The organism is Rhizobium sp. PP-F2F-G48 (genome assembly GCF_004342335.1).
Taxonomy (GTDB): domain Bacteria; phylum Pseudomonadota; class Alphaproteobacteria; order Rhizobiales; family Rhizobiaceae; genus Ferranicluibacter.
This window is the reverse complement of the sequence record NZ_SLVH01000002.1, coordinates 83,745-97,501: the sequence shown is the minus strand read 5'-3', so window position 1 is coordinate 97,501 and position 13,757 is coordinate 83,745. Positions and strand designations below refer to the sequence as shown.

The following is a 13,757-nucleotide window of genomic DNA, read 5'->3' as shown; positions in this document are numbered from 1 at the left end:
CGTTCCCGGATGAAGATCCGTTGAGCGAACTGGCCCGCATTGTCGGCTACGACAATCGCCCCGCCTTGCAGCAGCTCCAGGAGCTGGAACGTCATCGGGAATCGGTTCGCTACGACCCGATCGTCGATCTGGAAGAGGAGCTGATGCGCGAGTTCGAGGCGTACGACACGCCCGCGGCACCCGAGCCCGTCGCCCCGTTGCAGGCGATCGTCGAACCCGTTCCTGTTGCCGCACAGTCGCATGCTCAGCCGGTGTTCGCTCCGCAGCCCATGCAGCAGGCGCCGCGTCATGTCGAGCCGACATTCGATGCGCAGCCGGAGCCTGCCGTCCACGCTTTTTCGGAGCCGGTTCGTTCCGAGCCCCGTCCTGCCGACGTTCGTCATTCCGAACCGGCGATCGATCTCGGCGACGAACTCGAAATGTCTCTCGGGTCTGCGGCCGAGCCGGTCCACGTGCCGCAAATGCCGGTCGCGCCTGTCCCCGCTGTTCGCGCTCACGTCGATCCGTTGCTGGACACTGTCGAATCGTTCGCTGTTCCCAATCCGCCTGTCCGTCCGGCTGTTGCCACGGAAGCGGCACGGAAGAACAATTTTCCCTTCACGCCGAACTTCAGCCGCGCAACGCCCGTGGCGCTCAGCACGGGGGCAAACCGCACCTTTGCAACGCCTCTGCCTCCCGCCCCCGCCGCTCCGGTCATGCCGGCGCCGGTTGCTGCCGCACCTGTGGTGGCTGCCCCCGTCATGAAGGCTCCTGTTGCGCAGGCTTCCAGTGCGCCGGCTGCCAATGTGCAGGCTCTAAGTGCAGCGGCGCCCCGGGCGCCAAGCGTACAGGCTCCGGCTGCAGTGGCCGCCGCCTTCGTCGCGCCTCCGATCGCCGCCGCCGCCGTGCAGCCCATGCCGGTAGCTGCCGCAGAGCCGGAGCCTGATTTCAACTTCGACGATTTCGAGATCGATCTTTCCGACATCGACATCGAACTCGATATGGCAGCCGACGAGGTTGCCGCGATCGAGGAGCCGGTCGAGGCCTTCACGGAGGCCGAGCTGCCCTTCGATCCCTCGATGATTGCCGAGGCGGATTACGGCGTTGCGGCCACCGGCGAAATCGACGTGCCCCAGCTTCCCGTGATCGAGGAGCAGAATCTGCAGCTCGATTCCGGTGACTACGATCTCGATATCGACGCCGAAATGGCGCAGATCTTCAGTGCGGGACGTCAGGAATCCGAACGCGGACATAGCGGTGCTGCCGCCGCTGCTGCGGTCGGCATTGCCGGCGCCGCTGCCCCGGCCCGGTCGTCACACGAAGAGTTTGCCGATTTCGAGCGGGCGATGGAAGAAGACTTCCGCCGTTCGATGAGCCAGCGCCAGGAAGTGATCGGGCAGGGCGACCGTTCCGCCGAGCCGGCCTATGGGAACGACAACGATGCCCGTCCGCGCGGCAAGCTGTTCCTTCTCGCAGGCGCGGCGGCCATCGTGCTGATCGCCGGCGGTGTCGGTGCCTATACCATGATGGGCAATGTCGGATCCTCTTTTGCCGGCGGCGAGCCGCAGATCATTCTTGCCGACAAGGCCCCGACCAAGATGGTTCCTCTTGAGAAGGGCGGCAAGACCGTGCCGAATCAGGACAAGGCCGTTTACGACCGGGTCGCGGGTGCACAGGAAGAAGCGCCGCAGCAGGGCACACTGGTTTCCTCGACCGAGGAGCCGATGGATGTCGTCCAGCGGACGCTGACGCCGGAAAGCCTGCCGCTCGAAGGTGCGAACGGCCTCGACGGCCTGCCGGCCGACGACGAAGGTGCCGACCGCCTGATGCCGGACGATGGCGACGCGCAGGCCAGTGCCGCAGCCGAGGATGCAGCCCCCGCCGTTGCACCACGCAAGGTCCGCACCATGATCGTGCGTCCGGACGGCACACTGGTCGCTCGCGAAGACCTGGCACCGGAAGAAGCGCCGGTCGTTGCCGCGGTCGCGCCTGCCGCCAAGACGTTGAAGGCCAGCACGCCGAATACGCCGGCTTTGGCGACCCCTGCACAGGACGAGGTCGCAGCGCTTGCTGCGGCTGCCGATGCGACGGTGTCGAACGCTTCGGCGGAAACCGCGAAGGCCCAGCCGCTTCCCGAGGCGCGCCCGCAGACGAAGCCAATCGAGACCGCCAAGGCGACGACACGCAAGCCTGTCGATACGTTCGCGACGCCGACGACCACGGCCACCACGCCCGCAAGCGTGCCCGCCGAACCATCGCCGGTCCAGACCGCATCGATCGCACCCGGCAGCTATGTGGTTCAGGTTGCCTCCCTGCCGTCGGAAGCCGAAGCGCAGAAGTCCTACAAGAGCCTGTCCGGCAAGTTCGGCAGCGTCATCGCCGGCCGCGGCGTCGACATCAAGAAGGCTGAAATCGCAGGCAAGGGCACCTACTACCGCGTCCGCATCCCGGCCGGCAGCCGCGACGAGGCGAATTCTCTCTGCTCCCGCCTGAAGAGCGCTGGCGGCAGCTGCCTGGTCACGCGTTAAGACTCAGACCGAACGGTCTCACAGGGCGCGGCTTCGGCCGCGCCCTTCGTCGTTTGAAGGCGGGGAGAAGTCGGCATGCGCGCAATAGCCTTGCTCTCCGACGCGATCCGTCCTTAAACCACAAGATAGATGTCGAATGAAAAAGCATGAGGGAACGCGATGAGCGGATCGAAAGCATTCATCTCTGGCTGCAAGGGTCTGTCGCTGACGTCGGATGAAAAGGCCTTCTTCGCGGACGAGCGCCCCTGGGGCTTCATCCTGTTCGGACGGAATATCGGCGACGCCGCGCAGATTTCGGATCTGGTCGCGAGCCTGCGCGACAGCATCGGCAATCCGAACGCGCTCGTGCTGATCGACCAGGAGGGTGGACGCGTCCAGCGCATCCGTCCCCCGCTGGCCGGTGCCTATCCGAATGCCGCCGCCATCGGCGCACAGTTTCACGCCGATTCCGCGCGGGGGCTCCGCGCTGCCTGGCTCATGTCGCGGCTGCACGCCTTCGACCTCATGCGCTACGGCATCAACGTGGATTGCCTGCCGGTTCTCGACGTGGCGGCGGATGGCATGAGCGAGGCGATCGGCAATCGTGCCTATTCGCGCGACCCGCAGGCGGTCGCCGCTCTCGGCGCCGCCGCGGCGGAAGGCCTGAAGGCCGGCGGAATGCTGCCCGTCATGAAGCACATGCCCGGCCATGGTCGCGCGCTCGTCGATTCGCATCACAAGCTGCCCGTGGTCGATCGGAGTTTCGAGGAACTGGCCGTCAGCGATTTCGTGCCCTTCGTCGCGTTGAAGTCGGAGGTCATGGCCATGTCGGCCCATATCGTCTTCACCACCATCGACCCCGAGCGCCCCGCGACGACGTCGCGGAAGGTCGTGGACGAGATCATCCGCGGGCATATCGGCTTCGACGGCCTTCTGATGTCCGACGACGTCTCGATGAATGCGCTCGCGGGCGACATGGAGACGCGGGCGAGAGGCATTGTCGAGGCCGGGCTTGATCTCGTTCTTCACTGCCACGGCATCATGGAGGAGATGCAGGCTGTGTCGCGTGTCGTGCCGGAACTTTCGGGAGCGTCGCTCCGGCGCGCCGACATCGCGGCGTCGAGCTTCCGCGAACCGGATGATTCGGATGAGGCAACCCTGCGGGCGGAGTTCCTGGAGATGTTCCCGAGTGTCTGACGTCTCTCTGTCGGAGATACGATACCGGGTCCGCGCCAGATGACCCCCGGCGACCGCCGCGACCGCGCGCGCGGCACTGTCCCCATGGAAGCCCGGTGGCAGGCCGACGAGCGGGCGCTTCACGAGGCGGAACTGGTGGTCGATCTCGCCGGCTTCGAAGGTCCGCTCGACCTCCTGCTGCATCTGGCGCGAAACCAGAAGGTGGATCTGTCGCGGATCTCGGTACTGGCGCTTGCCGAACAATATATCGCCTTCATCGAAAGCGCCCGTTCGATCCGGCTGGAGCTGGCAGCCGACTACCTCGTCATGGCGGCCTGGCTCGCTTTCCTGAAATCGCGCCTCCTCATTCCCCAACCGCACAAGGATGACGGCCCGTCGGGCGAGGAGATGGCCTCTGCTTTGGCGTTCCGGTTGAAGCGGCTCGAGGCGATGCGCGATGCCGCTACCCGGCTCGTCAACCGCAATCGGCTCGGCCGCGACGTCTTTGCGCGCGGCACACCCGAGCATATCCCGGTCGAGCGCAGTTCCGCCTATGAGGCCTCGCTCTACGACCTGCTGCAGGCCTATGCGAGCCTGCGCCAGCGCGAAGCGGTGATGCAGGTGACGATCGAGCGGCGGCAGGTCTGGTCGCTGGCGGATGCGCGGCTCATTCTCGCGCGGCTGATGGGCGGCCTGTCCGAATGGACTGCACTCGATCATTTCCTGCTGCGCTATGTCGGCGATCCCGGCCAGCGTGTCAGTGCCATCGCCAGCGCCTTTGCCGCTTCGCTCGAAATGGTTCGCGAGGGCCGGCTGGAAATTCGCCAGGACGAAGCCTTCGCCCCGATCTATGTCCGGCTAGGCGAGAACCCGATGACCGAGGGCGAGATCGCAGAACTGGAGGCGCGAAATGGCTGAGATCCAGGAGGACGACGTCCTCGTCCGGGACAGAGACGACGTTCATCGCGCCGACGAGCTCGAAAGAGTAGCCGAAGCGCTGGTCTTCGCCGCGGCTCAACCCGTGTCGGAGACCTATCTGGCGCAACGCCTGCCGCTCGGGACGGATGTTCGCAGCATCATGCTGCGCCTGAAGGCATTCTACGCGACGCGAGGCGTCAATCTCGTGCAGGTCGAAGACCACTGGGCGTTCCGAACGGCGGCGGATCTGTCCTTTGCTCTGTCGTCGGACGCGCAGGAGGTGCGCAAGTTGTCTCGGGCGGCGCTCGAAATCCTCTCCGTCATCGCCTACCATCAGCCGGTCACCCGCGCCGAGATCGAGGATATCCGCGGCGTCCAGACCTCCAAGGGCACGCTCGACGTGTTGATGGAAGCAGGCTGGGTGCGTTTTCGCGGTCGCCGGCGCACGCCCGGGCGCCCGGTGACCTTCGCGACGACCCGCGATTTCCTCGATCATTTCAGCCTCGAGGATCTCCGGGATCTGCCCGGACTGGAGGAGCTGAAGGGCGCCGGTCTGCTCGCCGGTCGCATCCCGCCCGACTTTCATGTCCCGCTGCCGTCGGGTGATGACGATCTCTCGGACGACGAAGACCCGATCACCGCCCTCGACCTCGAGGAACTCGGCCTTCTCCCGCCGAGCGGCGAAGAATCGGCTTGAACGATGCAGGCTGATGAGAGGGCCGGTGCTCGCGCTGGATTGAACAGCGTGAGCATTGCGCGCCATCGCCGTTTCCTTTAGATCTTTGTCCGAAAAGCAGGGCCGCGTTTCCATCTTGAGAATCGCGTCTGCCGACAAAGACCAAGGGCTGCGGGCAGGGCGGTAACGCCGGCCAAAGCTTTGAAAAAAACGGAACAGGGCAGGCAGGGCCATCCAGGATGGGTTTGTCGGATTTGCAGGGAGTTTTAAGAGAATGGGTTCATTCAGCATCTGGCACTGGCTCATCGTGCTCGTGGTCGTCCTGCTGCTTTTCGGTCGCGGCAAGATCCCCGAATTGATGGGCGATGTCGCCAAGGGCATCAAGAGCTTCAAGAAGGGCATGACCGACGACGAGACGGATGCCGCCGACAAACCCGGTTACGACAAGCCGGGCTACGAGAAGGGCCCGTACGACAAGGCCGCTCCGATCGATCCGCGCACCGTCGAACATAAATCCGACGAAGTACGCTGATCAGGCAGTACGGGCGCGCAGCATCTGCTGCGCGATCCCTCATGATGTGCGGAGTTCCTGAGAATGCTTGACGTCGGCTGGACCGAGCTTGTTGTCATCGCCATCGTCCTGATCATCGTCGTAGGCCCGAAAGACCTTCCGCCGATGCTCCGGACCTTCGGCAAGATGATGTCGAAGATGCGTGGTATGGCCACCGACTTCCGCCATCAGTTCGACGAGGCGCTGCGCGAGGCGGATCTCGACGACGTGCGCAAGACGCTGAGCGACGCGCAGAAACTGAACCCGGCACACAGCCTGCGCGAGGCGATGAATCCGCTCCGGCAGATGGGCAACGACATCAAGGCGGATCTGCAGAAAGCGACGCGGCCCGACGATAAACCGGCGGCCGTCATGTCGGATATTCCCCCCGCGCCGGAGATCGCAGCGTCTGTCGCAACGCCGGCCGAGCAGCCGGTTGCCGTGGCCGAGGGGCCCGCGCCGGACACGAACGCTGCACATCCGATCGCTCCAGCACCTGTCGTCTCCGCGCCCGTTGTTGCCGTAACTGCCGCACCGCTCGCCACCGTAACGCCCTTTGCGGCCGTTGTCCCTGTGGCGGCCGCAGCACCGCTTGCAGACGGTACGAGCGTCGGCCCGAAACCCCGAAAGCGGGTTGCAAAGTCTGTGGCTGCGGCGGGTGAGGGACAGCCGGTCGTCTCGTCCCGCAAGAAGCTCGTCACAGCCGAACCGGACACGGCACCGGCGAAGCCCCGCAAGCGTGCAGCGGCCCTTGCCGGCGACGCCGAGGTCGCCGAGATCGGCGCGAAGATCAGCCGGCGCAAGAAGGCGGTTAAAGCCGATGCACCGCTGGAGACACCGATCACGCCGAAGAGCGGAGACGAGGCATGAGCGCCGATATCGAAGACAAGCCCCAGCCGCTTCTCGATCATCTGATCGAGTTGCGCGCCCGACTGATCTGGGCCGTCGGCGCATTTTTCGTGGCGTTTCTGGTCTGTTTCTTCTTCGCAAAGCAGATCTTCAACGTGCTCGTCCAGCCCTATAAGTGGGCCGTGTCCTGGGCAGGGCTCGATCATCGTGCGGCCGGTCTGATCTATACCGCACCTCAGGAATTCTTCTTCACGCAGATCAAAGTCGCCATGTTCGGCGCTCTGGTCATCGCCTTTCCGATGATCGCGACGCAGCTCTATAAATTTGTGGCGCCCGGTCTCTACAAGAACGAGCGTGCCGCGTTTCTGCCCTTCCTGATCGCATCGCCGTTGCTGTTCCTTCTCGGTGCGGCCCTCGTCTACTTCTTCTTCACGCCCATGGTGATGTGGTTCTTCCTCAACATGCAGCAGGAGGGCGGGCAGGGCGAAGTTTCGATCCAGCTTCTGCCGAAGGTCTCGGAATATCTGAGCCTGATCATGTCGCTGATCTTCGCATTCGGACTGGTGTTCCAGCTTCCCGTCATCACGACGCTGCTCGCACGCGTCGGCTTCGTGACGGCCGCGACGCTGGCCGCGAAGCGCAAATATGCGATCGTCATCTCGTTCATCGCAGCGGCCATCCTGACCCCGCCGGACCCGGTCTCCCAGATCGGCCTTGCGATCCCGGCGATCCTTCTCTACGAGATTTCCATCTATACGGCCCGACTCATCGAGCGCCAGCGCGCCAAGGATGCGGCGTCGCGGGAGCTTGCGGAAGCCGACGACAAGACCGATTGATCTTCTGAAACGGAGTGAGACGGCCTTGACGCGGCCCGGCAGACCCTGGCGGCGTCGTCCGTGTTTCCTGCGGAGTGTCGGGTCTCTCACGTCCGGAGACTGATCGATGCTCGATATCAAATGGGTGCGGGACAATCCCGAAGCGCTCGACGCGGCACTGGCAAAGCGCAGTGCCCCCGCCCAGGCCGCAAGTCTCATCGCACTGGACGAAAAGCGCCGCGGCCTCGTCCAGGCACTTCAGGACATGCAATCCCGTCGCAACGCCGCCTCCAAGGAGATCGGGGCCGCGATGGCGCAGAAAAACGCCGAGCTGGCCGATCGCCTGAAAGCCGAGGTGACCGAACTCAAGACGGCGATGCCGACGCTTGAGGATCAGACGCGCGCGATCGATGCCGAGCTTCTCGACGTTCTTTCCCGTCTTCCCAACATCCCCCTCGACGATGTCCCGGTCGGCGCCGACGAGCATGCGAATATCGTCACCCGCACGATCGGCACGCGTCCCGGCTGGAACCACAAGGCGCTGGAGCACTTCGAAATCGGTGAAGCGCTCGGCTATATGGATTTCGAGCGCGCGGCCAAGCTTTCGGGCTCCCGCTTCACGGTGCTGACCGGTCCTCTTGCCCGCATGGAACGCGCGCTCGGCCAGTTCATGATCGATCTCCACACGAGCGAGCATGGCTATACCGAGGTATCCTCTCCGTTGATGGTGCGCGACGACGCCATGTTCGGGACGGGGCAGCTTCCCAAATTCGCCGAGGACCTGTTTCGGACGACCGATGGCCGCTGGCTGATCCCGACGGCCGAGGTGACGCTGACCAATCTCGTGCGGGAAGAGATCGTCGAGGCCGAAAAGCTGCCACTGCGCTATACGGCGCTGACACCGTCCTTCCGCTCCGAAGCCGGGTCCGCGGGGCGCGACACCCGCGGCATGCTGCGGCAGCACCAGTTCTGGAAATGCGAACTCGTCTCCATCACAAATGCCGAGACGGCGATCGACGAGCACGAACGCATGACCGCTTGTGCGGAGGAGGTTCTGAAGCGCCTAGGGCTTCATTATCGCGTCCTGACGCTCTGCACGGGCGATATGGGCTTCGGCGCTCGCAAGACCTACGACCTCGAAGTTTGGTTGCCGGGCCAGAACACGTTCCGCGAAGTTTCCTCCTGCTCCGTCTGCGGTGACTTTCAGGGCCGGCGCATGAACGCGCGCTACCGCTCGAAGGACGACAAGGCGCTGAAGTTCGTTCACACGCTGAACGGTTCGGGCACAGCCGTCGGTCGCGCCCTGATCGCGGTCATGGAGAATTATCTGAACGAGGATGGCTCCGTCACCGTCCCGGACGTTCTTCAGCCCTATATGGGCGGACTGACGCGGATCGAAGCCGCACGCGGATAAGCGCGCATGGCGCGGCCCGCGAAATCGGGCTGCGTGGCGAACGGGAGGGGAGGCAGGCGGATGGCGACACGATTTCTGGAGCAGGAAGGGTTTGCAGCGCTTGTCCTGCGTCTGCGTGCGGAAGGCATCACCAACAAGGGCTTGCTGAACGCCGTCGAGGAGACGCCTCGCACCCTGTTCGCCCCGGCGCCATACCAGAAGGAGGCTCTGTCTCCCCGCATCGTACCGCTGGACTGCGGGTCCTTCATGGAAGGCTTCGACTTTGCGGTGCGCACCCTCCACGCCCTCGGCGTCAAGCCCGGACAGCGCATTCTCGAGATTGGCACCGGCAGCGGCTTTACCGCTGCCGTGATGGGGCGGATCGCCGAGCGTGTGCTCAGCTACGAGCGTTACAAGACGCTGGTGACCAACGCCCAGGCAAACCTCGATAAGCTCGGACTTCGCAACGTCATCGTCCGGCAGGCGGATGGCAGTGCGGGCCTTGTGGGCGAGGGGACCTTCGACCGCATTCTCGTCACCACGGCTTTCGACAGCCTGCCGCGCGTGTTTTCCGATCACCTCGTCTCCGGCGGCGTGCTTCTCGTCCCCATTATGGTGAGCGAGACCGAGTGCCGCATGGTGCGTCTGACCCGGACCGGAAGCCGCTTCGACCGCGAGGATCTCTTCGAAGCGCCTTACCTACCGATCGTGCCGAAGATGGCGGCCTTCCTGTGAGAATCAGGATCCGCTCCGCTCGTTGGTAAGCAGAATGAAGCACTGCCTTGCCGGTTAGTCGCGGGGAACGCAGGCAAATCAAGAGGGTTAACAGCGCGTTAACCGGCTCCAGCCTGGCGCAAGCCTTGGGATCTACCCCAAGGAAGACCTCAAGGAGCTTAGCAGAGGTGCAAGCTCCCGGGGCGTGAAGGCGCAAGGAGCATGTCCATGCAGATTGCAGGCAAGACGATCATCGCCACGAACGACGCGGGCCAGCGGACGCCGCGATCTCCGGTCCGGCCCGATGTCGAAAATCGCGAGGCCTCGACGCCCGTGGTTTCTATCGGCGGCAGCTACGATCCCTCTTCCCGCGTCTCCCTCTCCGCCGAAACCCTTCTCTTCCTGTCGCGCACCAAGCGGGCCCAGGAGAAGTACCCGCCTCTGACGCGCGAGGAATGGAACAACAAGCTCTCGCCGCAGCTCGCCGCACGCGAATACCAGGCCTTCGGCAAGTATGGCGAAACCGGCGACTACAAGGCCTATTATCGCGGCTTCATCGACTATTACGACAATCTGCGTCCGGACGATCAGGACAGCCTTCGCTATTTCGGAACCCGCGATGCGGCCGTCGCGGGCCTGCGCTCCGTGGAATACGACGACGAGTCGGGTCTCGATGCGGCGGGTGGGTTCCAGACCTTGGTCGACGTCCTTCTGGATGGCGAAAAGCCTGTCTCCTCCGAGCAGGGAAGCGATGCGCAGGCCGTCATGATCACCGGCGACAAGTTCGGCTGGGATACCGGCTCGGTGTCCTACGAGGACGTTACCGAGAGCCGCGCCGAGCATTCCGAGATCGAGCGCTTTTATCGCGAAAGCTTTTGATCTGCTTGTGGATTTTCTCCGTTACAACCGAATTACGCACACGGAAAACCGGAAAGCGTGACGGGGTCTTAACCCGCCGGTAACTCTAATACGCTTTAATAAACCTACATCGGGGCTATGTTCCAAGTAGGTAAGCGTCATGCGTTTAAGTGTATCGTCATCTGTTCATAAATCGGTCGTCCGTCTGGGAGTGGCCGTTCTCCTGGCGAGCGCGGCGAGTGGCTGCAGTTCGGACTCGTCCCGCTTCGGAGGGCTGTTTTCACGCTCGTCCGACCTGACGACGACCAATTCCATTCCGAGCGCAAGCGTTCCGGGCGGGGATGTGGACGGCGGCGGCAACATGCCGCCCATGTCCAACACGCGTCAGGCCGCCGTCAATCAGGCGTATCCGGATCCGGCTGGTGCCACGCCCGTCTCCAGGACGCGGGTGGCCTCCACGCCGATGAACGTTCAGCGGACGACGCTCGCCGATCCCACGGCCGAGCCGACGCGTCGGCCGAGCGCGCAGCCTTTCCCCTCGACCGCTTCCGCCTCGCAGGGCCGTGTGCCGGCGCTGGCCGCGCCCGATCCGGTCACGACCGCGACCGTTCGGCCGACCAGCGGTTGGTCCACCGTCAACGCCCCGGCTGTCCTGATGCGTCAGGGCGACACGACGGCCTCGCTGGCCACCCGATTTGGCGTGCCGGAAAAGGAAATCCTGAAGGCGAACGGCCTGAAGCGCGGCTCCGACGCCGAGCCGGGTCAGCGCATCCTGATCCCCACATACGGCGCAGCCGGAAGCGCGGCCAAGGCCTCCGCATCGCAGGCCGCCACCGCCCTCGATGTCGACAAGCAGAAGAACAAGCCGGTTCTCCCCGAGAACCGCGACGTTGCCATCCTGCCGACGCAGACGCAGAGCCGCGAAAAGGGTTCGCTCGCCAATGGTGCGACCACCGGCAAGCAGCCGATGACGGGCGAAGGCGACACGGCGGGCACCTACACCGTCAAGGCCGGCGATTCGCTCAACCGTATCGCCAAGGCCAACGGTGTTTCGGTCGATCAGTTGCGCGCCGAGAACGGCCTGACGAACGGCTCGATCCGCGTCGGCCAGGCTCTGAAGCTGCCGAAGACGACATCGGTTGCCCGAAACGCGGCCCAGCCCGGGACGGACGAGGTCACCACCGCATCGGTCGCCCCGAAAGCTTCCGCGCCGAAGCTCGAGCCGAAATCGGCCAAGGTGGAGCAGGCGAAGGCCGATGCCTCCAAGCCGACCGAGTACACGCCGGCCGTCGCCAAGCAGTCGGTCAACGAGGTCGCGGCCAAGGACGATGGCTCCGATGCCCCGAAGGCAACCGGCATCAGCAAGTATCGCTGGCCGGTGCGCGGCGCGGTCGTCGCCGGTTACGGCGCCAATGTCGAAGGCAACCGCAATGACGGGATCAACATCTCGGTCCCCGAGGGCACCCCGATCAAGGCAGCCGAAAACGGCGTGGTCATCTATTCCGGCAGCAGCCTGAAGGAACTCGGAAACGCCGTCCTGGTTCGCCACGACGACGGCACCGTCACGGTCTACGGCAACGCCTCGGAACTGAAGGTCCAGCGCGGCCAGAAGATCCAGCGCGGCCAGACGCTCGCAGCCTCCGGCATGAGCGGCACGGCAACGCAGCCGCAGGTCCACTTCGAAGTCCGCAAGAATGCGACTGCGGTGAACCCGGCAACCTACCTCGAATAGGCGTCATCCGCGACACCATCATCCGATCTTCCGAGACGACAGACAAATCCCCGGCACGTCCGGGGATTTTGCTTGGATTGCGGGCAGGGCGCTTCACGGTCCTCAGGAACGGCTGTCCGTGTCCAGGATTCGCGTTCGCGTCCGGCCCGCCAGATCCTGAATGAACTGCCACGCCACCCGCCCCGATCGGCCGCCGCGCGTCGTGCTCCATTCGAGCGCCTGCGCGTGCAGCGTCTCTCTGGCCAGCGGGAGCGCGAAATGCTCTGCATAGGCGTCGATCATCGCGAGATAGTCGTCCTGGCTGCACTTGTAAAAACCGAGCCAGAGGCCGAAGCGATCCGACAGCGACACCTTCTCTTCGACGGCTTCGGAGGGATTGATCGCTGTCGAACGCTCGTTCTCCATCATGTCGCGCGGCAGCAGGTGGCGGCGGTTGGAGGTGGCATAGAGCAGCACATTGCCAGGTCGCCCTTCGATGCCCCCGTCGAGCACAGCCTTCAGCGATTTGTACGATGTGTCGTCATGGTCGAACGAGAGATCGTCGCAGAAGACGATGAAGGGAACCGAAGCCGCCTTCAGGATGTCCATGAGGTGGGGAAGGGTGGCGATGTCCTCGCGATGCACCTCCACGAGCTTCAGCGGCACGCCCGTGCGCTGGATCACCGCGGCGTGGACGGACTTGACCAGCGAGGACTTGCCCATGCCGCGAGCACCCCAGAGAAGGACGTTGTTTGAGGGAAACCCCTCCGCAAACCGCAACGTGTTGTCGAGCAGAATGTCGCGCACATGGTCGACGCTTTGGATCAGGGACAGCTCGATCCGGTTCGGGCGCGCGACGGGCTGCAGATGCGCCCGCGACGGTGCCCAGACGAAACAGTCCGCCACATCGAGGTCGTTGACCGCGGGTGCGGGCCCCGCGATGCGTTCCACCGCCGCAGACAGCCTGCGAACCTCCTCCATCAGCCGTTCGAGTGTCGCTTCGCTCATGCCGGTCTCCTCTTGCCTGCGATCGCGGACGGCGCGTTCGCTTGGTCTGAAGGCTGCGCTAACACGCGACCTAGCCTGGGGAAAGGTCACCGCTTCGGTGAAAAGTCCTTCTGCGCCGGGATAAACTATGCGAGAGGCATGGTTCGGCGCGTTGCAATCGCAGCGGCCATTCTTATAGTGCGGCCATTCCGCGAAAGGGCGTTCCGCCCTTCCGGCCGCTATTGTTGTTTTTTGAGGAGTGATCGATGTTCATTACGGAAGCTTTCGCGCAGACGCCAGGTGCAACCGGCGCCGGCAGCGCGGACATTCTCATGTCCATCCTGCCGTTCCTGCTGATCTTCGTCGTGATGTACTTCCTGATCATCCGTCCGCAGCGCAGCGCGCTGAAGCGCCGCGAGGAATTGCTGAAGAACATCCGTCGCGGCGATCAGGTCGTCACGGGCGGCGGCATCGTCGGCAAGGTCACGAAGGTCATCGACGACGGTGAGCTCGAAGTGGAAATTGCTGACGGCATCAAGATTCGTGTGGTACGCAGTGGTGTGACCGAAGTCCGCGTCAAGGGCGAACCCGTCAAGGAATAACGGGCCGCCTGCGGCTAAGACG

At 64.2% G+C, this 13,757-nt stretch carries 13 protein-coding genes; 12 read left to right on the top strand and 1 reads right to left on the bottom strand.

Going from position 1 to position 13,757, the window contains the following annotated elements; all coding sequences use genetic code 11:
* The first annotated feature begins 20 nt into the window (after positions 1 to 20).
* From C8J36_RS05035 to C8J36_RS04985, 11 genes are all read left to right on the top strand, one after another.
* Entirely contained in the window at positions 21 to 2,507 is a 2,487-nt protein-coding gene (locus tag C8J36_RS05035) for an SPOR domain-containing protein (RefSeq protein WP_348631350.1), read from the top strand.
* A 159-nt stretch (positions 2,508 to 2,666) separates the two neighbouring features.
* Positions 2,667 to 3,683, top strand: a complete 1,017-nt coding sequence (gene nagZ / locus C8J36_RS05030; protein WP_132533181.1) for a beta-N-acetylhexosaminidase — start codon at positions 2,667 to 2,669, stop codon at positions 3,681 to 3,683.
* Positions 3,684 to 3,767: 84 nt separating this feature from the next.
* Entirely contained in the window at positions 3,768 to 4,580 is an 813-nt protein-coding gene (locus tag C8J36_RS05025) for a ScpA family protein (protein ID WP_132533899.1), read from the top strand.
* Positions 4,573 to 5,277, top strand: a complete 705-nt coding sequence (locus tag C8J36_RS05020; protein WP_132533179.1) for an SMC-Scp complex subunit ScpB — start codon at positions 4,573 to 4,575, stop codon at positions 5,275 to 5,277. The genes C8J36_RS05025 and C8J36_RS05020 overlap by 8 nt, the downstream gene beginning before the upstream one ends.
* Positions 5,278 to 5,530: 253 nt before the next feature.
* The gene (locus tag C8J36_RS05015; RefSeq protein ID WP_062596470.1) at positions 5,531 to 5,788 is read left to right on the top strand and encodes a twin-arginine translocase TatA/TatE family subunit; all 258 of its coding nucleotides are present in this window, start codon (positions 5,531 to 5,533) and stop codon (positions 5,786 to 5,788) included.
* Positions 5,789 to 5,851: 63 nt separating this feature from the next.
* Positions 5,852 to 6,676 (top strand): Sec-independent protein translocase protein TatB, encoded by an 825-nt coding sequence (gene tatB / locus C8J36_RS05010; RefSeq protein WP_132533177.1) that lies wholly within the window; start codon positions 5,852 to 5,854, stop codon positions 6,674 to 6,676.
* Positions 6,673 to 7,491 carry a twin-arginine translocase subunit TatC gene (gene tatC / locus C8J36_RS05005; RefSeq protein WP_062596469.1) on the top strand — a complete coding sequence of 273 codons (819 nt, stop codon included), beginning with the start codon at positions 6,673 to 6,675 and terminating at the stop codon, positions 7,489 to 7,491. The genes tatB and tatC overlap by 4 nt, the downstream gene beginning before the upstream one ends.
* 106 nt (positions 7,492 to 7,597) lie before the next feature.
* Positions 7,598 to 8,884, top strand: a complete 1,287-nt coding sequence (gene serS, locus C8J36_RS05000) for a serine--tRNA ligase (protein ID WP_132533175.1) — start codon at positions 7,598 to 7,600, stop codon at positions 8,882 to 8,884.
* Between the two features lie 60 nt (positions 8,885 to 8,944).
* A complete protein-coding gene (locus C8J36_RS04995; RefSeq protein ID WP_062596467.1) occupies positions 8,945 to 9,598 on the top strand; it encodes a protein-L-isoaspartate(D-aspartate) O-methyltransferase in 654 nt (217 codons plus the stop codon).
* 207 nt (positions 9,599 to 9,805) lie between these two features.
* Positions 9,806 to 10,456, top strand: coding sequence for a biotin biosynthesis protein BioC (locus tag C8J36_RS04990; protein WP_245506464.1), 651 nt, complete (start codon positions 9,806 to 9,808; stop codon positions 10,454 to 10,456).
* 139 nt (positions 10,457 to 10,595) lie between these two features.
* Positions 10,596 to 12,167: a peptidoglycan DD-metalloendopeptidase family protein gene (locus C8J36_RS04985; protein ID WP_132533173.1), complete on the top strand. Its 1,572-nt coding sequence runs from the start codon at positions 10,596 to 10,598 to the stop codon at positions 12,165 to 12,167.
* 102 nt (positions 12,168 to 12,269) lie between these two features.
* On the opposite strand, the gene C8J36_RS04980 is transcribed toward C8J36_RS04985, so the two are convergent.
* Positions 12,270 to 13,154 carry an ATP-binding protein gene (locus C8J36_RS04980; RefSeq protein ID WP_132533171.1) on the bottom strand — a complete coding sequence of 295 codons (885 nt, stop codon included), beginning with the start codon at positions 13,152 to 13,154 and terminating at the stop codon, positions 12,270 to 12,272.
* Positions 13,155 to 13,399: 245 nt separating this feature from the next.
* Here C8J36_RS04980 and yajC point away from each other — a divergent pair, with 245 nt between their 5' ends.
* Entirely contained in the window at positions 13,400 to 13,735 is a 336-nt protein-coding gene (gene yajC, locus C8J36_RS04975) for a preprotein translocase subunit YajC (protein WP_062596464.1), read from the top strand.
* Positions 13,736 to 13,757: the final 22 nt, after the last annotated feature.